At 60.9% G+C, this 24,161-nt stretch carries 13 protein-coding genes; 7 read left to right on the top strand and 6 right to left on the bottom strand.

All coding sequences use genetic code 11. From position 1 onward, the window contains the following. Window positions 1-133: 133 nt before the first annotated feature. The 6 genes from bglX to B8746_RS16570 all read left to right on the top strand — a co-directional run bounded on the left by bglX (window position 134) and on the right by B8746_RS16570 (window position 11,054). Window positions 134-2,410, top strand: a complete 2,277-nt coding sequence (bglX, locus tag B8746_RS16545) for a beta-glucosidase BglX (protein ID WP_198943757.1) — start codon at window positions 134-136, stop codon at window positions 2,408-2,410. A 219-nt stretch (window positions 2,411-2,629) separates the two neighbouring features. Continuing rightward, window positions 2,630-3,655, top strand: coding sequence for a glycoside hydrolase family 16 protein (locus B8746_RS16550; RefSeq protein ID WP_084394820.1), 1,026 nt, complete (start codon window positions 2,630-2,632; stop codon window positions 3,653-3,655). Between the two features lie 43 nt (window positions 3,656-3,698). Next, window positions 3,699-6,713, top strand: coding sequence for a TonB-dependent receptor (locus B8746_RS16555; RefSeq protein WP_084394821.1), 3,015 nt, complete (start codon window positions 3,699-3,701; stop codon window positions 6,711-6,713). A gap of 127 nt (window positions 6,714-6,840) precedes the next feature. After that, the gene (locus B8746_RS16560) at window positions 6,841-7,884 is read left to right on the top strand and encodes a cupin-like domain-containing protein (protein ID WP_084394887.1); all 1,044 of its coding nucleotides are present in this window, start codon (window positions 6,841-6,843) and stop codon (window positions 7,882-7,884) included. 5 nt (window positions 7,885-7,889) lie between these two features. Next, window positions 7,890-9,416 (top strand): tryptophan halogenase family protein, encoded by a 1,527-nt coding sequence (locus B8746_RS16565; RefSeq protein ID WP_084394822.1) that lies wholly within the window; start codon window positions 7,890-7,892, stop codon window positions 9,414-9,416. A 48-nt stretch (window positions 9,417-9,464) separates the two neighbouring features. Continuing rightward, on the top strand, window positions 9,465-11,054 hold the full coding sequence (locus B8746_RS16570) for a sodium/sugar symporter (RefSeq protein ID WP_084394823.1): 1,590 nt from the start codon (window positions 9,465-9,467) through the stop codon (window positions 11,052-11,054). 6 nt (window positions 11,055-11,060) lie between these two features. On the opposite strand, the gene B8746_RS16575 is transcribed toward B8746_RS16570, so the two are convergent. The 6 genes from B8746_RS16575 to B8746_RS16600 all read right to left on the bottom strand — a co-directional run bounded on the left by B8746_RS16575 (window position 11,061) and on the right by B8746_RS16600 (window position 21,689). Next, window positions 11,061-12,872 (bottom strand): tetratricopeptide repeat-containing sulfotransferase family protein, encoded by a 1,812-nt coding sequence (locus B8746_RS16575; RefSeq protein ID WP_158084680.1) that lies wholly within the window; start codon window positions 12,870-12,872, stop codon window positions 11,061-11,063. Between the two features lie 68 nt (window positions 12,873-12,940). Beyond that, window positions 12,941-16,066 carry a TonB-dependent receptor domain-containing protein gene (locus B8746_RS16580; protein ID WP_084394825.1) on the bottom strand — a complete coding sequence of 1,042 codons (3,126 nt, stop codon included), beginning with the start codon at window positions 16,064-16,066 and terminating at the stop codon, window positions 12,941-12,943. Between the two features lie 232 nt (window positions 16,067-16,298). Further along, window positions 16,299-16,961 carry a TetR/AcrR family transcriptional regulator gene (locus B8746_RS16585; RefSeq protein ID WP_158084681.1) on the bottom strand — a complete coding sequence of 221 codons (663 nt, stop codon included), beginning with the start codon at window positions 16,959-16,961 and terminating at the stop codon, window positions 16,299-16,301. Between the two features lie 134 nt (window positions 16,962-17,095). Beyond that, window positions 17,096-18,127, bottom strand: a complete 1,032-nt coding sequence (locus tag B8746_RS16590) for a LacI family DNA-binding transcriptional regulator (RefSeq protein WP_084394827.1) — start codon at window positions 18,125-18,127, stop codon at window positions 17,096-17,098. 6 nt (window positions 18,128-18,133) lie between these two features. After that, a complete protein-coding gene (locus tag B8746_RS16595) occupies window positions 18,134-19,831 on the bottom strand; it encodes an alpha-glucosidase (RefSeq protein WP_084394828.1) in 1,698 nt (565 codons plus the stop codon). Continuing rightward, window positions 19,818-21,689 (bottom strand): alpha-amylase family glycosyl hydrolase, encoded by a 1,872-nt coding sequence (locus tag B8746_RS16600; RefSeq protein ID WP_095380903.1) that lies wholly within the window; start codon window positions 21,687-21,689, stop codon window positions 19,818-19,820. Before B8746_RS16600 ends, B8746_RS16595 begins: the two co-directional genes overlap by 14 nt. 394 nt (window positions 21,690-22,083) lie before the next feature. On the opposite strand from B8746_RS16600, the gene B8746_RS16605 reads away from it, so the two are divergent. Further along, a complete protein-coding gene (locus tag B8746_RS16605; protein ID WP_373289911.1) occupies window positions 22,084-24,060 on the top strand; it encodes a glycoside hydrolase family 97 protein in 1,977 nt (658 codons plus the stop codon). Window positions 24,061-24,161: the final 101 nt, after the last annotated feature.

The following is a 24,161-nucleotide window of genomic DNA, read 5'->3' on the forward strand; positions in this document are numbered from 1 at the left end:
GCCGTCCGCCCGGTCTCTCGTCCCATTCATCGCAAGGTCCGGGCAATCCGGCGCATGACCGGTTGCCTCCCGACGGGGCTTCACCCGACACTTCGCAGAATAAAAGAAGTAACCCGGATGTCGGGAGGGAAAATTGAATCTGGTTTCACTGAAAACCGGCGCGGCCTTGGTCGCTGCCCTGGTGCTGTCATCCTGCGCCGCAACCGCAAAACAGCCTGCCAGCAGCGACGAGACGGTCGACGCCCTGATCGCGCAGATGACTCTGGAAGAGAAGATCGGCCAGCTCACCCAGTTCTCCGATCTTGGCGACACGACCGGCCCTGCCCCGAATGACGATCTCCAGCGCCGCCGCCTCGACCTCGTCACGTCGGGCACGGTCGGCTCAATGCTGAATGTCATTGGCCTCGAGAACATCCGCACCATCCAGGACTATGCCGTCAACGAGTCGCGTCTCGGCATTCCCGTCCTTTTCGCCTATGATGTGGTTCACGGCTACAAGACCATCTTCCCGCTGCCGCTCGCAGAGGCTGCCAGCTGGGACCTCGACATGATGGAAGAGACCGCCCGTATCGCGGGCGCAGAGGCCGCCGCCGACGGCCTCAACTGGACCTTCGCCCCCATGATCGACATCAGCCGCGATGCGCGCTGGGGCCGGGTCATGGAGGGGGCAGGTGAAGACCCCTATCTCGGCGCGAAGATCGCCGTCGCCCGCGTGCGCGGCTTTCAGGGCGACGACCTCTCTGACCCGCTGACCATCGCCGCCACCGCCAAGCATTTTGCCGGCTATGGCTTCGCTGAGGCCGGGCGCGACTATAACACGGTCGATGTCGGCACCGTGACCGTCCACAACATCATGCTGCCCCCCTTCAGGGCCGCGATCGAGCAGGCTGGTGCCGCCACCGTCATGAATGCGTTCAACGTCCTCAACGGTGTCCCGGCAACCGGGGACCGCGCGCTCCAGCGCGACCTTCTCAAGGGCAAATGGGGCTTTGAGGGATTCATCGTGTCCGACTGGGGCTCCGGCCTCGAAATGATCAATCATGGCTTTGCCGAGAATGAGCGCGACGCCGCCCTGAAGGCCATCATGGCCGGCTCCGACATGGACATGGAAAGCTATGTCTATTTCAACCACCTCGCAGAGCTGGTCGAGGCTGGCGAGGTGCCAATCGCACTCGTTGATGACGCCGTTCGCCGTATCCTGAAGGTCAAGGCAGATCTCGGCCTCTTTGAAGACCCGTATCGCTATATTGATGAAGCCCGCGCCGAAGCGACCATAATGGCGCCGGAGCATCTCGATGCCGCCCGCCGGATGGCAGAGCGTTCGGTCGTCCTGCTCAAGAATGATGGCGGTCTCCTGCCGCTGAAGCAGAACGACAACATTGCCCTGATCGGCGCCCTGGCGGCCGATAAGGACAGCCCGATCGGCAACTGGCGCGCCATGGGCGCGTCGGACTCTGCGGTCTCGCTCGTCGAAGGCTTTGAGGCGGCCGGTCTCAACTTCTCCTATTCAGAAGGCGCAGCCGTCGAGATTGGCGATGCCGGCTTTCCCAACGAAGTCATCGTCAACATGGATGATCGCAGCGGCTTCGACGCCGCCGTCGCAGCCGCCCGCACCGCGGACAAGGTCGTCATCGTGCTCGGCGAGGATGGCCTGCAGTCTGGTGAAGGCCGCAGCCGCGCTCATCTTGGCTTTCCAGGTGTCCAGCAGGAGCTGCTCGAAGCGGTTCGCGCCGCCAATGAGAATGTCATCCTGGTCGTGATGAGTGGTCGTCCGCTTGTGCTGACATGGGCGGATGAGAATGTCCCCGCCATCGTCCAGGCCTGGCACCTTGGCAGCGAGAGCGGTCACGCCCTCACCAATGTGCTGACCGGGGCCTACAATCCGAGTGGCAAGCTCCCGATGAGCTTCCCCCGCTCGGTTGGCCAGCTTCCCCTCTATTACAACCACCTCAACACTGGCCGCCCGGACGAAATCGCCGAGGTGTTCTGGTCTCACTATATCGATGAGAAGAACACGCCGCTCTACGCCTTTGGCCACGGCCTCAGCTATACCGAGTTCGCCTATTCCGGCCTCAGCGTCACACCGACTGCCACGGGCGCAAGTGTGGAGGTGAGCGTGCAGAACACTGGCGATGTGGCTGGCGAGGAAGTCGTACAGCTCTACATCCGCGATCGCACAGCCAGCGTATCGCGCCCGGTTCGCGAGCTGAAAGGCTTCGAGAAAATCGCTCTTGAGCCTGGCGAGGCAAAGTCCGTCAGCTTCACGCTCGGCCCGGACGAACTTGGCTTCTACAATGGCATGGGGGACTTCCTTGTCGAGCCAGGCACGTTCGATGTGTTCGTGGGCGGATCATCAAACGCAACCCTGTCAGCGCAATTCGACCTGAAGGCTGCAACCGCGATCGACTGACGAGCTTCCTCCCTCGCCCCCGCGGTTCAGAAAGCTGCGACGAGCGCCCACTCGTCGCAGCTTTTTTCGTTTCGATTTCGGACGTTGACGGACAATGTTCAGCCGACTCTTCCCGTTTACCGCGCCAAGCGGCCCACTCGCCGCATCACCATTGTATGTCAGGGCGGCTGGCAGCACGCTGAAATCCAAGGGAACATCGAGAATCCTGAAGGGTAGGAAATGCGGAAACTGCGTGCAGGCAAACACCTGGGCTGTGTGGCTGTCTTGATGACGTCATGCACGGCAACCCCCTCCAGTGCACCGGACATTTCCGCCTCCACCGAGGCCGCCCCATCCTGGACGACTGTCTGGTTTGAGGACTTCAACGGCGACACCCTCGACCGCAGCCGCTGGACGCCCGAGGAATCCTGCTGGGGTGGCGGCAACAATGAACGCCAGTGCTACACGGATCGCCCCGCCAATATCGAGGTTTCGGATGGCATCCTGAAGCTGAAGGCGCGCAAGGAAGAGTTCACCGCCGCCGTCAATCACCCGAACAACAAGACTGAAGCCCTTGTCACCCAACAATACACGTCGGGCAAGATCAGCACGCACAAGAGCGCGGCCTGGAAATATGGAAAATTCTCCGCGCGCATGAAGCTGCCAGCTGGCCAGGGCACATGGCCCGCTTTCTGGATGATGCCCGTCGATGCGAAATACGGCCCCTGGCCGCTGTCTGGCGAACTCGACATCATGGAAGCCGTCAATCTCGGCACGCCCTGCCCGGACTGCCCGACAGGTGTGGAAGTTCGCACATCCGGTGCCGCCCATTTTGGCGACCGCGAGCCAGACAACACCTATCTGTTCAGCAAGACCTCCGGCCTTGAACCGGGCAGCCCGGCCGAAGAATGGCGGGTCTACGCGCTCGAATGGGGTGAAGGCCGGCTGCAATGGATGGTCGACGGCAAGGTCTTCATGCGCCTGATAGCGGATGACTGGTACACCGCCGCGCCGCAGGCCGAGGGCCGCGACTTCGCGCCCTTCGACCAGCCTTTCTACATCATGCTCAATCTCGCCGTCGGCGGGAACCTTGCCGAGAAGTCCAATAGTGGCGGTTTCGATCCGGCCTCGTTCCCCGCAGAGCTGCAGGTGGACTGGGTAAAGGTCGAGACCTGCGACGGCGACGAGGCGACAGGCCTCGCCTGCCTTGATGACCAGGAATGGACCGGAACGCCCATGGGGCCGTGGGAGGTACAGGCCCGTTAATATCAACACCAATCGCTAGAAGCTTATATATCTGGGAGGAAAGATGAGACATTCAGGATTGATCACATGGCGGCACGCATCGCTCGCCCTGCTCGGTAGCGCCTCGGCGCTGGCGCTGGCCAGCACTGCGGTAGCCCAGGAAACCACTGAAGAGGGCGACGAATTCCGACAGGATGTCATCGTCGTCGAAGGCATCCGCGGAAGCCTGACCGAAGCCAGCGACATCAAGCGCAATGCGCAGGGCGTCGTGGATGCCATCACCAATGAGGACATCGGCAAATTCCCGGATACCAACCTCGCAGAATCGCTTCAGCGCATTACCGGCGTCTCCATCAACCGCTCGAATGGCGAAGGCAGCCAGGTCACGGTTCGCGGCTTCGGCCCGGACTTCAACCTCGTCCTGCTCAATGGCCGCCAGATGCCAACAGCATTCCTCGAAGGTGGCGCGCCATCATCGCGCAGCTTTGACTTCGGCAATATCGCCTCGGAAGGCATCGCAGCCGTCGAGGTCTACAAGACAGGCCGCGCTGCGCTTCCAACCGGTGGTATCGGTTCGACGCTCAACATCAAGACGGCTCGTCCCCTCAGCGCACCCGGCCTTCGCGGCTCGATCGGGATCAAGGGTGTCTATGACGACTCCGTCACCAATATTGGCGACAAGGAAGTCACGCCTGAAATCTCCGGCATCTTTTCCGACACGTTCGCGAACGACACGATTGGTGTCGCCCTCGCAGGCAGCTTCCAGGAGCGCAATTCCGGCTTCGCGCAAGTCGGCACGACCAGCGGCTGGCGCGGTGCCTATCTTGGTTCGGAAAACAATTGGGGCACCCTTCCCCAGCCGCCTGCCGACACTCAGGTGACAAACCGTCCGGGCCCGGATGATATTTACTCGACGCCGCAGAACATCAATTACAGCCTGACCAATATCAATCGCGAGCGGACCAACCTGCAGGGAACGCTGCAATACGAACCGGTCTCGACTTTCACGGCGACGCTCGATTATTTCTACAGCGAAAACAAGGTTGCGACCGAACGCTCCGACATGTCCGTCTGGTTCAACCATGGCGACGTGGCGAGCGGATGGACTGACGGCCCGATCTCCAGCCCGCTCTTCTACAATGAAAACTTTGGCGACTCAGGCTCCGACCTCTCCATGGGCGGCGCAAAATTCGCCACGAAAAGCGAAAACAACTCGATCGGCGTCAATCTCGACTGGCAGGCGACAGACCGCCTGAGCTTCGTGCTGGATGCTCACTCGTCCAGCGCCGAATCCGGTCAGGACAGCCCTTATGGCACCTCGGCGGTCATCTCGACGGCGGACTTCCAGCTTCGCACGCAGGCCGCTGACTTCACCAGCGACATTCCTGTCCTGCAGCTTGGCTTCCAGTCACCCTTCACCGACATTGATGCCGGTCGCATGATCTCGACGGGATCGGTCTTCTCCAACAGCTATATCAAGACGGAAATCGACCAGATCCAGCTGAACGGCCGCTATGAGCTCGACAGCATCATCGACAGCGTCGACTTTGGCGTAAGCTCCACGACCAACAAGGTCCGCTCCGCTTTCGCCAATGCCCAGCGCGATACATGGGGCGGCGTCGGGACGGCCGATGACCTGCCGGACGACATCTTCCGGCGTGTAAACATTGCAGAGAACTTTGATCAGTTCAGCGGCGCCGGCCAGACGCATCAGGACTTCTTCATTTTCGACTTTGATCGCATGGTCGACATAATCGACAGCGCCGGTGCCCCATTCAACCAAGCGTGCGGTGGAGACGGCGTCTGCCGCTCCGACGACTTCCTGGAAGACCGGCGCATCGAGGAAGAAAGCCTCGCCGGCTTCATTGAAGTCCACAGGGATTTCAACATCGGCACCATGCCGGCCCAGATCAATGCAGGTGTCCGCTATGAGACGACCGACATCACGTCGCCGGCACAGGTGGTGGCCCCAACCGGCGTGCAGTGGGTTGCCGCGAACGAGTTCGGTCTGATTGGTCTGAATAACGCCGCGAATACCGAGACCCAGACCTTCGAGGGAGAGTATGACTACTGGCTCCCGGCCGTCGACTTCCGCCTCGAGCCGCGCGAAGACGTCGTACTTCGCGCCTCCTACAGCAAGACCATGACCCGTCCGGGCTATGGTGACATTGCAGGCGGCCTCGGCGTTCAGCAGATCGTCCGCGTCGATGGCGGTACGGGCACGAATGGCAACACCAATCTGCGGCCTTTCCTTTCTGAAAACTTCGATGCCTCGGCTGAATGGTATTATGATGGCGGCCTCGGCTCCTACGTTTCGGCGGGCTATTACCGCAAGAATGTGGAGAACTTCATCGGATCGGGTGTGGTGACCCAGTCCCCGTTCGAAGTGTACACGCCCTTTGGTGGCCAGCGATACATGGATGCCCTGGCAGCTGTCGGTGATGACGCCGTTGCCATCCGTCAGTGGATCTTCGAAAATGCTGATCCCTCGACCTATGAGATCACCGGCACCGACAGCAGTGGCAACTTCACGGGCAACATCTTCGGCGTTCCCGGCGAAGACCCGATCCTGACCTTCGACATTGCAACGCCTGTCAACCAGGAAGAAGCGACCGTCGACGGCTGGGAATTTGCCTGGCAGCACTTCTTCGGCGACAGCGGCTTCGGCTTTATCGCCAACTACACCATCGTTGATGGCGATGTCGGCTTTGACAACAGGCAGGTCCCGTCCAGCGGCGATCCGCAATTTGCGGTCACCGGCCTGTCGGACAGCTACAACCTGATCGGTTTCTACGACAAGAACGGTCTTCAGGCGCGTCTCGCCTATAACTGGCGCGACAAGTTCCTGACCTCGACCATTGGCGTCAGCGGAACGCCGAACAATCCTCTATATGTCGAGGATTACGGGCAGCTCGACTTCAATGTCAGCTACGAAATCCGCGATGGCATCACCGTTTTCGTGGAAGGTATCAACATCACCGACGAAACCACGCGAACGGTCGGGCGCACGCCTGCCTATATCAACTTCGCCACCCAGACGGGGGCCCGGTACAATTTCGGTGCCCGTTACACCTTCTGATCCAGTGCTTTCCCCTGCCTGTTTCCCCACAGGCAGGGGATTGTCCCGAAAGTACCGCCCCGCTCTTGTGCGGGGCGGTATTTCGCCGGACCTTCAGACCTGCAAGAATGGCTCTCCGGGAGAGATCATGATCTGCGCGACAGACAAGACAGATATCTTTGAGGGTACCGCTCGCGTCCGCGAAGTGTCTTGCCACCATGGCGACGCCGGACTCATCGAAGAGGTTTCCGCCTCGCAGAGCCCTGTCATCCTGCGCGGCTTCGTCAGCGACTGGCCTGTCGTCGGTGCCGGAAAATCCTCGATTGGCGACCTGCAGGCCTATCTGGCTCGCTTCGACAATGGCGCCGTCGTGCCCATCTCCGCTGGCCCGGCAGAGCTCGATGGCCGGCTTTTCTACAATGACGATTTCACCGGCGTGAACGTCGACCGCGGCAACGCCCCCTTCACCTTGTTTCTCGACCGTGTCTTCAAGTACGGTCCGGCCGACCCGCCCCCGCTCATCTATCTCGCCTCAACCGATGTGGACGCCGTCCTTCCCGGTTTCCGCGATGAAAATGATATCGATTTCGGCAGTTTTGCCCCGCTCCGCAGCGTCTGGATCGGCACGCGCACTCGTGTTGCCGCGCATAATGACCTGCCGCTCAACATTGCCTGCGTCGCCGCCGGTGAGCGGCGTTTCACCCTTTTCCCGCCAGACCAGACGCCGAACCTCTATGCCGGCCCGTTCGAACTGACCCCGGCCAGCCGACCGGTCAGCCTGGTCGACTTCGCCGCGCCGGATCTCGAAAAATATCCGCGCTTCGAAGAGGCTGTGCGCCATGCGCAGATTGCAGACCTTGAGCCAGGCGACGCCATCTTCATCCCATCCATGTGGTGGCACCATGTCGAGGCAACCGGCCCGGTCAACATCCTCGTCAATTACTGGTGGCGCACCTCACCGGCCCATCTCGGCACGCCGCAGGATGTGCTGCACCACGCCATGAAAACGCTGCGCGACCTGCCACCGGAAGAGAAAGCGATCTGGAAGCACATGTTCGAACACTATGTCTTCGAAACCGATGGCAGCGAGAGGGACCACATTCCTGAAAACGCGCGCGGCATCCTTGATCCCATCACCCCCGAAAGCGCAGCCCGCATCCGCGCCTTCCTGCGCGAGCGACTGAACCGGTGACCCTTATGCAAAAGACTGGACCACAGAAGAAGAAAGTTATCATCGCTGGCGGTGGCACGGCCGGCTGGATGACCGCCGCGGCCATGGGCAAGGTTCTGGAAAAGGTCTGCGACGTCACACTTGTCGAGTCAGACGCCATTGGCACGGTCGGCGTTGGCGAAGCGACCATACCGACCCTCGTCACCTATAATCGCCTGATCGGCCTCGACGAAGCCAAATGGATGAGCGCGGTTCGTGGCACCTTCAAGCTCGGCATTGCATTCGAAAACTGGACCGATCTCGACCACCGCTACATCCACAGTTTCGGCATCACCGGCAAGGATCACTGGACCGCAGGCTTCCAGCATTTCTGGCACCGTGGCCGCGAGCTTGGCATCGCCAGCGAGTTTGGCGACTACTGCCTCGAACTCATCGCCGCCGAAAAGGACCGCTTCGCGCATCTCCCCGATCTTGGCCTCAACTATGCCTATCATATCGACGCGACTGCCTATGCCGGCTTCCTGCGAGAGATCGCCGAAACCCACGGCGTCACCCGCCGCGAGGGCAAGATCAATGAGGTCCGCCGCGCCGACAATGGCGACATTGCGAGCCTCATCCTTGATGACGGCGCCGAGCTTGAAGGTGACCTCTTCATCGACTGCACAGGCTTCCGCGCGCTCCTCATCGATGGCGCGCTTGGTGTCGGCTATGAAGACTGGACGCACTGGCTGCCCTGCGACCGCGCCATCGCCGTGCAGACCGAATCCGTCCGCGCGCCCCGCCCCTACACGCGCTCCATTGCACACGAGGCGGGCTGGCGCTGGCAAATCCCGCTGCAGCACCGCACCGGCAATGGCACCGTCTTCTGCAGCAAGTATATGAGCGATGACGAAGCCCTGGCGAAGCTCATGAACGACATTGAGGGTACGCCCCTCACCGAGCCGCGCGTCATCCGCTTCCGCACCGGCACACGCCGCCAGCACTGGCATCGCAACTGTATCGCCATCGGCCTCTCCAGCGGCTTCATCGAACCGCTGGAATCGACCAGCATCCACCTCATCCAGCGCTCCGTCATGCGCCTGATGCGCAGCTTCCCACAGGGCGCGATTTCGCAAGCCGACATTGACGAATTCAATGCGCAGACGGCCTATGAGACGCTCCACATTCGCGACTTCATCATCCTGCACTACCATCTGACCAACCGCACCGACACGCCCTTCTGGCGCCATGTCCGTTCGATGGATATCCCTGACACACTGCGCCACCGCATGGACCTCTTCCGCGAAACCGGCCGCGTCTTCCGCGCCAATGATGAACTGTTCGCAGAGAATTCGTGGACGCAAGTGATGCTCGGCCAGGGGCTGATGCCCGAGAGCCATCACCCGGTCGCAGATGTCATGAGCGAGGCTGAGGTGAAACGCTTTCTCGACTATATCATCGAGAATGTGAACAAGACGGCAGAGGGGTTGCCGTCACATGAAGACTATCTGAAAAAATACTGCCCGGCCAAGGAGATGGCATCATCATCCGGCACCGTGCGGGAAAGCGCTTAACAACAAATCCGGGGCGCCCGACACGGGCCTTTGGGGAGGGAAAACAAGATGGCACTAGAGACGATCGATCTCGTCATTGTGGGGCTTTATGCGGTGGCGCTGTTCGCCATCGCAATCCTGGTCTCGCGTGAGCCTGCGGGCCACAAGAAGGACACTGAAGACTACTTTCTTGCCGGCAAGGCCCTGCCATGGTGGGCGATTGGCGCCTCGCTGATTGCCGCCAATATCTCGGCCGAGCAGATCATCGGCCAGTCCGGACAGGGCTTCGTGGTTGGTCTCGCCATTGCCGCCTATGAATGGCAGGCCGCCATTGTCCTGCTCATCGTCGCGAAGTTCTTCCTGCCCATCTTCCTCAAGCGGAAGATTTTCACCATGCCGCAATTCCTCGAGACCCGCTTCGGGCCCGAGGTCAAATCCATCATGGCGGTGTTCTGGATCGTCCTCTACACGGCGGTAAACCTGACCTCCATCCTCTGGCTCGGCGGTCTCGCCATCAGCGCTGTCACCGGCTGGTCCGTCATGCCCGCCATGATCGGCCTCGGCTCATTCGCTGTGCTCTACTCGCTCTATGGCGGCCTGAAAGCCGTCGCCCTCACCGACATCATCCAGGTCGTGATCCTGATCTTCGGCGGCTTTGCCATCCTCTGGATCTCGCTCGGCCTTGTCGGCGGCGACGCCGGCCCGATGGCAGGCCTCTCCACGCTGATGGGTGAGATCCCCGGCCATTTCAACATGATCCTGAAGCCGGACCATCCCAATTATGGCGACCTGCCGGGCATCTGGACGCTGCTCGGTGGCCTCTGGGTCCTGCACTTCTCATACTGGGGCTTCAACCAGTACATCATCCAGCGCGCGCTCGGCGCCGAAAGCCTGCCGGAAGCCCAGAAAGGCCTCGCCTTCGCCGCCTTCCTGAAGCTGCTCATCCCGGTCATCGTGGTCATTCCGGGCATCGCCGCCCTCTGGCTGGCCCAGAACGGCCAGCTCGACATGCAGGCCCTCAGCTCCACGCCGGACAGCACCTATGGCACGCTGATGACCCTCGTCCCGGGCGGTCTGCGCGGCATCGTCTTCGCCGCCCTCATCGCGGCGATTGTCTCATCCCTCGCCTCGATGATGAACTCCATCTCGACCATCTTCACCATGGACATCTACCGCGACTATATCGCGAAGGATAAGACCGAAGCCCATTACGTCATGACGGGCCGGATTACCGCGCTCGTTGCCATGGTCATCGCGCTCGTCCTTGCCCAGCCTTTCCTTGGCGGCATGGAAAGCGCCTTCCAGACCATCCAGGAATATACCGGCTTTATCGCGCCGGGCGTCGTCGCGGTCTTCCTGCTCGGCTTCTTCTGGGCGCGCACCAACACAGCCGGCGCCTTCGCCCTGCTGATCTCGTCGGTGGTGCTGTCCATTGCGGCCAAGCTGATGCTGCCGGACCTGCCCTTCGTGCTGCGGATCTGGATCGTCTTCCTCGTCTGCCTCGTCGTCGGCGTGGTCGTGTCACTCCTGACGCCAAAGCCGAAACCGGAACAGCCGGTCGACCTTGGCGGCATCCAGTTCGACACCAAGGTCGGCTTCAACATCGCCGCCGTCCTGATCGTCCTGATCCTCGCCGCCATCTACGTGGCCTTCTGGTAGGACCGGTCACTCGCCCAGAAAGGCCCGGAAGCGCTCCAGCGTATCCGGGCCGAGGGCGGCCTTGAGCGGCTGAAGATGCGTCTCGACCTTCTTCCAGGCGCCGATACCTTTCGTGTTCATCGGCTGGCGGACCTGTTCGCTACTGGCCGTGCGCACGGCCCGGTCCGTCTCATGGAAGTTCAGGCAGGCCGCCTCGAACGGAACGCCGACATGATCCAGCATGCGCCGGATCGCGCCCTCCGGATCGGCCACCAGTTCCTCAAACTGGACCGGTAGCACGCGCCCCGGCAGCACGCTCTGCCAGTGATCCATGAGCTTCAGATACCCGTTATAGTACCGCCCGATATGGCCGAGATCATAGCTGAAGCTCGTCCCCTGCGCGAAATACTGGCGATACAGGCTGAACCCGCAATCGAGCGGGTTGCGGCGGATATCGATGACCACGGCGCGCGGCAGGATTTTGTGGATCAGGCCGACATGCTCGAAGTTGAACGGCATCTTGTCGGTGAAGAAGGCCGCCCCCTCACGGCGGAAGAGCGCACTCTCGCGGATATAGCGATCCCCAAGGCCTGAGAGGTCGCTTACGGAAAGCCGGCCCAGCGCGGCAAGATAATCGCTGCCATACCGCTCAGCACAAAGCCGGTGCGCAGCCCGCTTTACGCTCGGCAGGACCGGCTGCTCCATCGTCGCTTCGATCTGCGAATGACTGGCAAGGATCTGCTCGACCAGGGTAGAGCCGGATCGCGGCAGTCCGATGATGAAAATGGGCGTCGGCCCGGCAACATCCTCCGCCTGCGCTGACAGCGCATCCGGTGTCATCTCGGCAATCATGCGATCCACCGCCTGCTCGAACGCGTCCGGATTGAACGGCACGTCCGGCTTCAGCTGGTTGGCGCGATGATAGAGCGCCATAGTCGCGTCCCAGTCGCCATTCGCTTCACTCGCCTTGGCGAGCGCGAAACTCGCAACGCATTGCTGCTGACGGTCAGAGCGCGGATCGGCAAGGATGGCCGTAATCGCATTCTGGTCCTCGCCGGAAAAATCATGCGTCTTGAGGTCCGCCAGCGCCCAGGCCGCGTCGCCATTGCGCGGATTGTTCTGCAGGCACCTCCGGAAAGCGGCAACGCTGTCCTCGCGACGGCCGAGAATGCGCAGCGCCTGGCCCCGGACAAGATCGACATCGCTGATGCGCAATGAATGTCCGCCGCTCAGCGCCTCTGCGCGGTCGCAGGCCGCCAGCAGCTCCTCATTCTGGCCGTAGCGCAGCAACAGCGTTGCGAGCGTCATGACCGCTTCGAAACGCTCCTCTATCTCCACAATCTGCCGCGCAGCCTCCAGTGCCCGCGCATAGGCCCCGCAATCTTCCAGCGCGAAGACGAGGATGTTGCGAAGCGTGAGATTTGCTGGCGAATGCTCCAGCGCAGTGTCCAGAAGCGCCATGCAGGCCTCACTGTCGCCGCGGGCGCGGGCGAGATGCGCCAGCGTGAAGGCAGCGCGTGGATGGCCGGGATACTGGCGCAGCATGCCCTCGGCGACCTGCCGTGCCTGGTCGAACCGTCGCTGCTGCATGGCCCGCTGAATGGTCTGGAACTCGGCCTGCAGCGGATCAGCCTGCTCGGCGGCGCGCCCCGCATCGACCGCCTCCGCAAATGCCCTCTCCCCGAAGAGCAGCCGGCTCAGCCGCATCCAGGCCGTGAAGTGACCCGGCTCAGCAGAAACGACCTGCCGCAGGCCCGCAATCGCCCCCACTACATCGCCTGCCGCCAATCGCGCATCAGCCTCGCGAAGCGCCCCATCTGCCCGTTGATCGACACTCATACCGCTACCCATAACAAGAAATGCGGAGACTTGCGCCTCCGCATTCCCGATCTGGCCTTTCAGCCGTCTTACCGTGTGTAGGTCACACCGAAGAAGAAGAACCGGCCACGCGGACCAACCGGCCAGGCCGTCTGGGTCGCATAAGGCTCTTCATCGGCAATGTTGTTCACACCGCCATACAGCGTCACCGAGTCGCTGACATCATAGCTCGCATTGATGTCGTAGATGTAGACTTCATCGAAGAAACCTGCATCGCCATAAAGCGGATTCGAACCCGTCACCTGCTCAATTTCGGCGACGGCCTGCTCACTCATATAGGTCGTCTGGAAGCCAAGGCTGAGAGGTCCGCGATCATAGCTCAAGCTGAGATTGCCGGACCATTCCGGCAGCTGAATCTCCTGCAGTTCCGGATTGACCTCGTTAAGGTCCTGCGGGTTGAAATAGCGGTCGAGTTTCTCCTGATAGGAGCCGACAAGACTGGCTCCAAATGTGTTTGCGCCGACATCGAACGAGTAATTTGCTGCGAAGTCGTAGCCGCTTGCTTCCAGCTTGGCGAAGTTGATCTGCCCCGTCGTAAGGCCATTGAGCCCTCCATCTCCGCGGCGCGAGATGGCGTCACAGAACCCGACATTCGGGAAGTTTGGAGAGTCGTAACAGCCATTGAGAATATCGAGCGGCAGGACCGCCGAGATTGCATCTTCAATTTCGACGTCCCAGTAATCCAGCGTAAGCGAGAACCCGTCGACGAAGCGAGGCGTAAATACGAAGCCGACCGTCATGGTTTCGGCCGTCTCGACGTCAAGATTGGGATTTCCGCCGGACGTACCGCTGAACCGTGCTGTCAGCGGGTTCATCCAGATGTAATTGCCGGAACCATCGAGGATGTCAGCGTCGGAAACGCCATTGCTCCGGAGCGCAGAAATACAATTGTCCTCACGGTACTGAGAACCGAAGGCGACATTAGACGGGTCACATGGATCGTCGGTTGCGTTGATCGTGATAGGAAGTTGCGGGTCGAAAAGCTCAGCAATGTTCGGTGCCCGCACGGCTTCCGACATCGTGCCCCGGAAAGTGATGTCTTCAATTGGTGCCCAGGTCAGGCCGTACTTCCATGTCGTCGCCTCGCCAAGCGTCGAGTAGTCGGCCAGGCGAACGGCACCGTCTACCGTCAGCTCTTTCGCGAATGGCCGATCTTTGAAGATTGGCAGTCTGATCTCTGCGAAGATGTCTGTGACATCGTAGCTGCCACCGGTATTGAACTGCTGCGTGTTGTCGATGCTGGTGTAGGAGAACAGCCACGGATCCACCTGGCTGACCTGAACGCCCGGCGTGAACGAAGTTCCGAGAGGCAGGATACCAAGCGTAATCGGATCGAATTCGTATGAACTCGACTCGCGTCGATGCTCAACCCCTGTCGCATAACCAATCGGGCCGTCCAACACGGCATCGAGGACATCAAACTGCCCGGTCGCGACTAACGACACCACAGTCTGTTTGACCTCGAGTACATCTGTCAGTTGCGACGTCACAAAGTCCTGTGCCGCTGCACTCGCGGAATATGTGCCGAATGGGTTGAGCGGCTGACACTGACCATCGCCGGGTGTGAAGGAGTAATAGCGGTCGGACGCATATGCGCCGTTCGCAAATCCATTACCACCAGCGAAATAGTCAATCTCATAGGCGGCCGTCGGGTCGAGGTCCGAGCGACACACAATATTTCCATTCCCATCCGTCGTCGCGTCCATCGCGGCGAAGACGCGGTCGAGATAGAGGCCGGTCGTGTCCTGCGTATTGCGGAAATTGCCGTGATTGACCGAGCCTTCGAGGAAATGATTGTCGGCATATTCGACTTCAAACCCGGCCACGCCGCGTATCGTCTCGCGGGTGTAGGTGAATGGATTATTGTCGCTCCAGTCGAGCGGGTCCTGCGTCAGCAGGAGGTAGCCCACCTGGTCCGCAACCGTCTGCAGCTCAGCCGGAATGAACGGATTGTCCGGCAGGATGGCGAGCGTGTCATAGAACGTATCCTGCTCACCGAACGTCTCGGACTTCGCGTTCACATATTTGCCTTCGAAGAAGAGCTTGAAACGCGGATCGAGCTGGTAATTGACGTTGAGGTTCGCAACGAACTTGTCCGTCTCTGGATAGAGCGTATCCCGGTTGAAGTTCAGCCGGCCACCATCGCCGCCAATGCCCCAGAGACCATTGAGAACCGTGCCGTCCTGGTTGACGCGAACCGTGCCATCCGGATTGGTGAGCCAGCAGCCAGCCAGATAGCCGACGCGGCCACCTTCGGATTCCTGACAGTCGGCAATGCCATTATTGTTGATGTCGACGAAATTGACCGACCGGTTGCCAAAACCAGGCGCGATCGAGCCTTCCTGCGAGGTTAGCCAGAAGCGCGGATCGTTCACGACCGCACGAGGCGGCTGGCTTGGATCTGTCAGCCAAGCCGGATTGGTCTGAAGCGTCGCAATCCCATTGTCCTTCGACCAGTCGCGGTCGCCATAGGTCAGCGCCGAATCCTGCTCCAGCGACAGGGCGAGCACGACATTCAGCTTGTCATTATCGAAATTGCGACCGACAAGCATGTCGAAGGCATAGTTCTCGGCATCGCCCTGGCCCGAGACCCCGCCATGCGCATCGAGCTGGAAGCCCTCGAAATCATCCTTGAGAACGAAGTTCACAACACCCGTCACAGCGTCGGCACCGTAGACAGCCGACGCGCCGCCCGTCGTGACCTCGACGCGCTCGACAAGTGCGCGCGGGATGGTGCCGATATCAACCGCCTGTGTGCCACGGAAACCCGCGACATGACGGCGTCCATTGACGAGCGTCAGCGTCCGCTCCTGCCCGAGACCGCGCAGGTTCAGCGCATTCGCACCTGTCAGCGAGTTCTCAGCCGTCAGAGACGACACCAGCGCCGGAATGTCGTTCACCACATCGGCGAGGTTCAGCTCCCCCGACAGCTTGATCGTATTCTCGTCGACCGACTGGACCGGCGTCGACGAAATCAGGTTCGGATCTGTCGGAATGCGCGAGCCGGTGACCGTGATGGTCTCCTGCACGGCCGCATCCTCGCCATCCTGCGCGGATGCACCTGGAACTCCGAAGGCCAGCAGCGATGTCGCCGCCGCCCCTGACAATAGCACGCGTTGAAGGCTTACGCCCCCCATGGGTCGCTTGAAACTCATTGGGATTCTCCTGACTGCCCGTTATTTACCCTGAGCAGATGCTGTTGGAGATCCTGAACGTCCGCTAATGATTCAAATCAGTTTTCGCCATGGAAGCTGACTTTGCCCGCATAGCGGTCAGTTGCGCCTCAGCTTTTGTCATTGCCGACAGGAATGCACGCCATGTCGGACAACCTCCGGCCTGTTCTTGCGCAATTTCGGTGAGAGCAGAGCAGAACTCGCCCCATGCCGGTCAGTCGATATCCGCCAGCATCTCGTCGATCATCTGTTTCTGGAACGCCTTGAGCAGCTCGATCGACCGGTTCGCGCCAGTCCGCGAATGTTCGCGCAGCGCGTCGATGGCAAGCCCCCGGCCCGCCGCCGCATAGAGCTGGACAAAGGCATCAAAGGTTTCGCGATGCCGTCCCTCGTCGAGCCCCATATCAGCGCCGAGTCTCCAGGTCCTGTCCTTGTGGCTCCGGTCGATTTCGTCGTTGATGTCCTCGATCCTCTTGGCGAGTTCGGGATCGCTGCGCGTGCTGAGCATGATTTCGAGCCGCGCCACACCGGACGGCGAAAGCATCGCTTCCCACAATATGTCGACCAGGGCGAGGAACTTTCCCTTTGGCGTCTCAAAAGGGCTGAGGCGCTGCTTGTGCAGGGCCCGGCGCATTCGCCGGATATGTTCGGCCGTCGCAACAATCAGGTCTGCCTTGGTCGGGAAATGATGCAGCATCGCGCCACGGCTGACGCCCGCCCGTTTGGCCACAATCACGGTCGATGTCTGGTGGTAGCCCAGTTCATACAGGGTCTGGATCGTCGCTTCGATCAGTTTCGCACGCGTCGTGGCCGTACGTTCGGCATTCGGGATCCGCTTGCGGATTGGCGGGGTCTCGGCCTGGGAGTCGCTGGACATGTTCTGGTTCACCGTCTGTGTCGCGGCCAGTATATGCCTTATCCGCCGCATTGTTCCAGTAACCCTGCCTGAGGTCACCGCAAAGGCGACGACCGGAAACGGGCCGGCTGGCCTGGGCGCTAACCCAGCCCCTATTATGCGCCGCAGGACCCACGCACGATCAGTTCCGTCGGCGACCGCTCTGACCGGCGCGTACCGCCCTGCGAATCGACCAGCTTCGAGACCAGCAGGCGGCCTGCCTTCTCCGTGTCCTGCGACACGGTTGTCAGCGCCGGACGGGCCAGACGGCTGAACGGAACATTGTCATAACCGACAACGGACACATCATCGGGCACCTTCCGGCCCTGCGCCTGCAGCGCGCGGATCGCGCCAAAGGCGATCAGGTCACTCGCCGCGATGACGCCGTCAAACTCAACCCCCCGGTCGATCAGGCTGTGAATGGCGGCCTCGGCAGATTCCACCTCGAAATGTACCGGCAGGTACCAGTTCGGATCGGCATCAATGCCTGCCTTGTCGAGCGCTTCCACATAGCCGCGATAGCGCTGCAAAGCTTCCGGGGCTTCGGTGTCACCGAGGAACAGGATCTTCCTGCGGCCAAGCCGCGTCAGATGCGAGGTCGCGCGCCGGCCTCCCATCGGATTGTCGCTGCCAATCGAGCAATAGGACTGCTCCGGCAGCTCTGCGCCCCAGACAACGAACCGGCTATCCTTGACGGCCAGCCGGTTGAATTCGGTATGAAGCGAGCTCTGTCCGATAAAGATCACGCCATCGGCACGGCTCGTACTCATGGCGAAGGCCAGGTCGTCATAATTGGTCGGTGTGATATGGCTGACCAGCACATCGCAGTTTCGTTCGCGTGCGGCCTCGGCAATACCGGCCAGCAGTTCGAAGAAGAACGGATCATAGATATTGCCGTCGCGCGCCTGCGGCTGCGGCACCACGACCGCGATTGTCGCCTCGGCTCCGATCGGTCCGGCCGGCATGCGCTGGCGGAACGGATAGTCCAGCTCTCGGGCCAGCTCCCAAATCGCCTGCTTGGTGCGGCGATTGATGGCCGGGCTGTCGTTCAGCGCTCGCGACACCGTCGAGATGGAGACCCCTGCCCGCTTGGCAAGGTCTTCCAGCCTTGTCGACTTTCGTGACGCCTTGTCTGCTGAACCTGTCATACGCGCTTATGCCCCCCGGCTGCCTTCATCTCTCGGAATAGCCCAATAGCCACTCCAGCGCGCAATCTGCTCCGGCAGAGCAACGAATCCGTTAACCGCGCCCGTCTGATCTGCCAGAACACGATAGGCCGCGCCATCCTCGGGAACGTAGTCAATTGGCGTTTCACCGCAATTGAGAACGCACAGTAGCGAATGGTTTCCCCACTGGCGGCGGAAGGCAACGATCCCGTCCGGTGCGTCAAGAAAGGCCATGCGCCCCAGCCGCAGGACCGGCAGCGACTGGCGCAGCTTCATGAGCGATCGCGTCACATTCAGGCTCGAGCCGGGATCACGCTCCTGCGCGGCAACCGACAAGGCCTCATGCGCCGGGTCGACCGGCAGCCACGGATCGCCGCTGGTAAAGCCGGCATGCGCCGCCCCCGTTTTCCACGGGATCGGCGTGCGCGCGCCATCCCGGCCCAGCGTGCGCGGCCAGTTGGCAATCGCTTCGGGGTCTTTCAGCAGCTCGAACGGCACATGCGCCTGCGGCAAGCCAAGCTCTTCGCCCTGCCAGATGAAAGCATTGCCTCGGAAGCCGAGCAGCAAGAGCAGCAGCGCATCGGCCGCCTGCTTGCGTTCATCGGCTGACGCCCATCGCGACACGGCGCGCGGCGCATCATGATTGGAGAAGGCCCAGCTCGGCCAGCCTTCATCCGGCCCGCCATCCCACTGGTTCAGCGATGCCTGCACAGCCGCCGGCACCAGCTTTTCCGCATAGAGAAAGTCGAAATTATACGCCGAGTTCAACCGCTTCTCGCCCTCGGTGAAGGCCTTCATCTCCGAAATCGGGTCCGGCCCGCCAATCTCGGCAACCGTGAAGATGCCGTCATACGTGTCGAGCAATGCGCGGATGCGCTCCAGGAATTGCGGCACTTCCGGCTGAGACATGTTGTAGACATGGCGCTGCAGGTCAAATGGCCGCGTCACCTTCTCCATCGGCATGTTCGACGGTGGATTGTCGCGCAGCTGCCGGTCATGCATGGAGAAATTGATAGCATCGAGCCGGAAGCCATCCACGCCCCGGTCTAGCCAGAATTTCGCCGCCGCGAGCAGCGCATCCTGCACCTCCGGATTGTGCACGTTGAGCTGCGGCTGCTCGCGCAGGAAGTTATGGAAATAATATTGCTGGCGCCGCGCATCCCAGGACCAGCTCGGCCCGCCAAAGACGGACTGCCAATTGTTGGGTGGCGACCCATCCGCCTTCGGATCGGCCCAGACATACCAGTCCGCTTTCGGATTGGTCCGGTTCTCCCGGCTCTGCTTGAACCAGTCATGTTCATGCGATGTGTGGGAATAGACCTGGTCGATAATGACCTTGAGGCCAAGCTCATGGGCGCGCGAGACCAGCCGGTCGAAATCCTCCAGCGTCCCGAACATCGGGTCGACATCGCAATAGTCAGCGACATCATAGCCATAATCATCCATGGGCGAGGTGAAGAAAGGCGAGAGCCAGACCGCATCCACGCCGAGCGAGGCGATATGATCAAGCCCCTTTATGATACCCGGCAGGTCACCGACGCCGTCGCCATTCGTATCGAGGAAGCTGCGCGGATAGACCTGATAGATCGTCGCGCCTTTCCACCACGGGGCATCCTTCGCATCCGGCACGCCATTGGCCGCTTCAGCCTCTGCGGGCCGCTTTGTGGTACACTCATCCACCGGCATTTTCCTCCAGGTCGCTGAAACAGATCAGGTAATCGAGCGGCGCAACCCGCACCGCATAGCTTCCGGGCGCCGCCGCACTCACCGCACACTCGCCATGCAGCGATGCCCATTCGGACGCCGCTGCCGAGACAGCAACCGGCTCGCGGCGCTCATCTTCGCCCGCATTGAAAGCAATCAGGTATTCGCGGCCGTCATGAATGCGCGACATCACGATGAGTCCGCCATCAAGATCGGAATGACGGACAGTCTGCTCTCCCCGGCGCAACCCTTCATGCGCCTGACGGATGGCGGCCATGCCCGCAATCGCCTCGAACAGCGGATGGCCCGTGTCGAAATTGTCGTCGGCAGTCGTTTTCCCAGTGCCGATCAGCACATTGTCATTATAGTCCGCCACCTGGCTCTCGAACATGTTCTCGCGCGCGCCACGGTCGCCGCCATCTGACACAAAACCCTGCTCGTCGCCATAATAGATCGTCGGCACACCGCGCGAGAACATCAGCATCGCGTGCGCAAGCTCGGTGCGCGCCAACATTTCCTGCTCACTCATCTCAGGGTCGGCCACGCGCAGGAATCCGGCAAACCGTCCCATATCGTGATTGCCGAGGAAGGTCGGCAGGATCGCCGCCGTCGCCGCACCGTTCGCATAGGCATGGTCGACCTCGAACAGCCGCTCCATGTTTCGCGCCGGTGCCCCGTTCACGACAAGGTCGCGCACCGTGCCCTGGAACGCAAAGTCGAGAACCGATGGCAGACTGTCGCGCGTCGTATAGGTCGCAAGGTGGCCCGGATCGAACTCGTAGACCTCGCCAAAGACGTGGAAATGCTCGATGCCAAGGCTTTGGGCATGTTCGACAATGGCCGGTGAGAAGGCCTGCCAGAATTCCGGGTTCACATGTTTGGCCGTATCGATCCGGAAGCCGTCGACACGGAAATCGGTGATCCACTGCTTGTAGATCTCGATAAAGCCCTCAACCACGCGCGGGTCTTCGGTCATCAGGTCATCCAGCCCCGCAAAATCCCCCATGCGGGAGCTTTCGCCCTCAAAGGCTGAATTGCCCCGATTGTGAAAGAGCAGCGTATCGTTCAGCCAGGCCGGGTTTTTCACGTCTGCTTCTTCGTCCGGAACGAAAGGGTGATAGGCCCAGTCCGGATTGTCGAGCTTCGCGAAATTCTCTGACGTCTCGACCGACACACCCGCAAATCCGTCATTGATGCGCGGCCCTTCCGGCCCGCCTTCGCTGGTCCACGGATACGCGCCAACACTGCGATAGACGCACCCTGCCTCGCCCATTTCCTCGCCCGGCAAGGCCCGGTCGCTGCACTCGCGATACTGGATCACATCGGCTGTGTGATTGGTGATGATGTCCATATAGACCTTCATTCCCCGCGCATGGGCAGCATCCACGAAGGCCTTGAAATCCTCGCGCGTGCCAATGTGTGGATCGACATTCAGGAAATCGGTGATCCAGTAGCCATGATACCCGGCCGACTCCATGCCCGGCGGCCCCTGCACCGGCTTGTTCTCGAAGATCGGCGTCAGCCAGACCGCCGTCGCCCCAAGCGCCTGGATATAATCCAGCCGGTCGGTGAGCCCCTTGAGGTCGCCGCCATGGAAGAAGCCATTGTCGGTCGGGTCAAAGCCATGATCGAGCCGGCCGCCTTCAATGCCGCCCCGGTCATTTGATGGATCGCCATTCTCGAAGCGGTCCGGCATCACGAAATAGATGATCTCATCCTGCGGCAGGCGGTCCTGAAAATCTGCAAGGCCGGAAGCAGGCTGCGCCTGGGTCTGTGTCGCGCAGGCCGCCATCAGCAGGCCTGCGGCAACCATGCCTGGTCTCAGGGGTGATACCCGCATCCTCGTCATCCTTTCCTCCCTCGCTGCCTTGTGCCACGGAATCTTACGTTCCGCAATTTTTTGCATAGCTATCACGAAGAGATTTGCATGAAAACACATTTCTCCAATTACCGCACTTCTATTGTTACTATTGGTATTTTCAGGCTCGCCACTTATTGCGGCGCACAAAACTGCCGGTCAGGTCTTTCGCTAATTTTGGAATTGACTTGCAAAAGTTTGCAGCGCACTCTGACAAAAAACCATCAGGGAAGATGCGACCATGAAGCCCGACTTTTTCACCCGCCTGATTCCAGCCGGGCTCGCCGCCCTCATCATGGCTGCCTGCACGCAGATCAGCGACACGCCACTACAACAGCAGGCCGCCGCCCAAGCGTCACAGAACGCCAACACGTCCATGGTGAAAACGACATCGCCGGACGGACGCATTGAGCTTACGGTCGGCTCTGATGGCGGCCAGCCTTTCTATTCCATCACGCGCGACGGCGAGGAGATTGTCTCCCGCTCAAGACTTGGCCTGCGCTTCGCCAGGGGACTTGATCTCGACCGGGGCCTGAGCCTCACGCGCAGCACAGAAACCCGCAAGGACGAGACCTGGGAACAGCCCTGGGGCGAGAAGCGCTTCGTGCGCGACCATCACAAGGAAATTGCCGCCACCTTCACCGCTGATGATGACTCGGGCCGCACTTACACGCTCCGCGCCCGCGTCTTCGATACAGGCGTCGGCTTCCGCTATGAAGTGCCGGACACCGGCCCGCGCATCCTCGTCGACGAAATCACCGAATTCTCCATCACCCCGGACGGCATGTCCTGGTGGACCCCCGCAGGGGAATTCAACCGCTATGAATACATCTATGAGACGACGCCCGTGCGCGACATCTACCGCGTCCACACACCCTATACGGTGAAGCTGGACAAGGCCGATGGCCCCTATATCGCGATCCATGAAGCCGCGCTCGTCAACTATGCCGGCATGTGGCTCGACCAGCGCCGCGCCGGCGTTCTCGAAGCAGAACTCGCCCCGCGCCATGATGGCAGCAAAGTCCATGTCGAGGGCGCCTTCAACACGCCGTGGCGCGTGATCCAGATCGCCGACACCGCGGCGGGCCTGATCAACGGGTCGGACATCTATCTCAACCTCAATGAGCCGAACAAGCTGGGCGACACCTCCTATTTCAAGCCGGGCAAGTATATCGGCATCTGGTGGGGCATGCACATCAACACCATGACCTGGGGCTCCGGCCCGAAGCATGGCGCGACCACTGAAAACACGAAGCGCTACATGGATTTCGCCGCCGAGAACGGCTTTGACGGCGTCCTCGTCGAAGGCTGGAACATTGGCTGGGACGGCGACTGGTTCAACAATGGCGAACTCTTCCGCTTTGCCGAGCCCTATCCCGACTTCGATATCAAGGCGATCACCGATTATGGCCGCGAAATCGGCGTCCAGCTGATCGGCCACCATGAGACCTCGGCCAATATCGCAAACTATGAAGCCCAGCTCGAAGACGCCTTCCAGCTCTATAAGGATATGGGCGTGAAAGCCGTGAAGACGGGTTATGTCGCCGATGCCAGCGACCTCGTCATCCATGATGAGGACGGCATCCGCCGCTACGCCTGGCATGACGGCCAGGAGCGCGTCGTCCACGACATCAAGGTTCTTGAGCGTGCGCACGCCTATGGCATTGCGGTCAACGCGCATGAACCCATCAAGGATACCGGCCTGCGCCGCACCTACCCCAATGCCGTTAGCCGTGAAGGCGTGCGCGGCATGGAGTTCAATGCTTGGGGCAGCCCGCCCAACCCGGTCGAACATCAGGCCATCATCCCCTTCACACGCATGCTGTCCGGCCCGGCCGACTATACGCCCGGCATCTTCAACCTGATGCCGAACGGCCCTGACAATGAGAACCGCGTCCAGACCACGCTCGCCAAGCAGCTCGCGCTCTATGTGACGCTCTACAGCCCTCTGCAGATGGCCGCCGACCTGCCCGAAAATTACGAAGCCAATCCCGAGCCCTTCCAGTTCATCCGCGACGTGCCCGCCGACTGGGAAAACTCCATCGCATTGATGGGTGAGGTCGGAGACTATCTCGTCCAGGCCCGCCAGGAACGCGGCAGCCGCGACTGGTATATCGGCGCCGTAACGGATGAGGACGCACGCACGCTGACAGTGCCGCTCGGCTTCCTTGACGCAGGCACCACCTACCGCGCCGAGATTTACCGCGACGGCGACGATGCCGATTGGGAAACGAACCCCTATCCTGTCACCATCGAGACCCGCGCCGTCACCGCACGGGACGAACTGGTCCTGCCGCTTGCCCGTGGCGGCGGCGCTGCCGTTCGCCTCGTCGCAGAGAGCGGCTTGGACTGATGCCACAAACCGTATCTCGGCAATCTGCCTTCGCCGCACCACGGCTAGGGAAAATGCCCAGCAAACGATAGAAACGATCACCGGCTGACCTTCACAAAAGG

It is taken from the genome of Henriciella pelagia (genome assembly GCF_002088945.1).
GTDB classification, from domain to species: Bacteria; Pseudomonadota; Alphaproteobacteria; order Caulobacterales; family Hyphomonadaceae; genus Henriciella; species Henriciella pelagia.

Coding starts and splice junctions, on each gene's coding strand:
- B8746_RS16575 (WP_158084680.1), bottom strand. CDS start 12,872: ATGAGTGTCGATCAACGGGCAGATGGGGCGCTTCGCGAGGCTGATGCG.
- B8746_RS16590 (WP_084394827.1), bottom strand. CDS start 18,127: ATGACAGGTTCAGCAGACAAGGCGTCACGAAAGTCGACAAGGCTGGAA.
- B8746_RS16555 (WP_084394821.1), top strand. CDS start 3,699: ATGAGACATTCAGGATTGATCACATGGCGGCACGCATCGCTCGCCCTG.
- B8746_RS16560 (WP_084394887.1), top strand. CDS start 6,841: ATGATCTGCGCGACAGACAAGACAGATATCTTTGAGGGTACCGCTCGC.
- B8746_RS16565 (WP_084394822.1), top strand. CDS start 7,890: ATGCAAAAGACTGGACCACAGAAGAAGAAAGTTATCATCGCTGGCGGT.
- B8746_RS16605 (WP_373289911.1), top strand. CDS start 22,084: ATGGTGAAAACGACATCGCCGGACGGACGCATTGAGCTTACGGTCGGC.
- B8746_RS16600 (WP_095380903.1), bottom strand. CDS start 21,689: ATGCGGGTATCACCCCTGAGACCAGGCATGGTTGCCGCAGGCCTGCTG.
- B8746_RS16550 (WP_084394820.1), top strand. CDS start 2,630: ATGCGGAAACTGCGTGCAGGCAAACACCTGGGCTGTGTGGCTGTCTTG.
- B8746_RS16595 (WP_084394828.1), bottom strand. CDS start 19,831: ATGCCGGTGGATGAGTGTACCACAAAGCGGCCCGCAGAGGCTGAAGCG.
- B8746_RS16585 (WP_158084681.1), bottom strand. CDS start 16,961: ATGTCCAGCGACTCCCAGGCCGAGACCCCGCCAATCCGCAAGCGGATC.
- B8746_RS16570 (WP_084394823.1), top strand. CDS start 9,465: ATGGCACTAGAGACGATCGATCTCGTCATTGTGGGGCTTTATGCGGTG.
- B8746_RS16580 (WP_084394825.1), bottom strand. CDS start 16,066: ATGAGTTTCAAGCGACCCATGGGGGGCGTAAGCCTTCAACGCGTGCTA.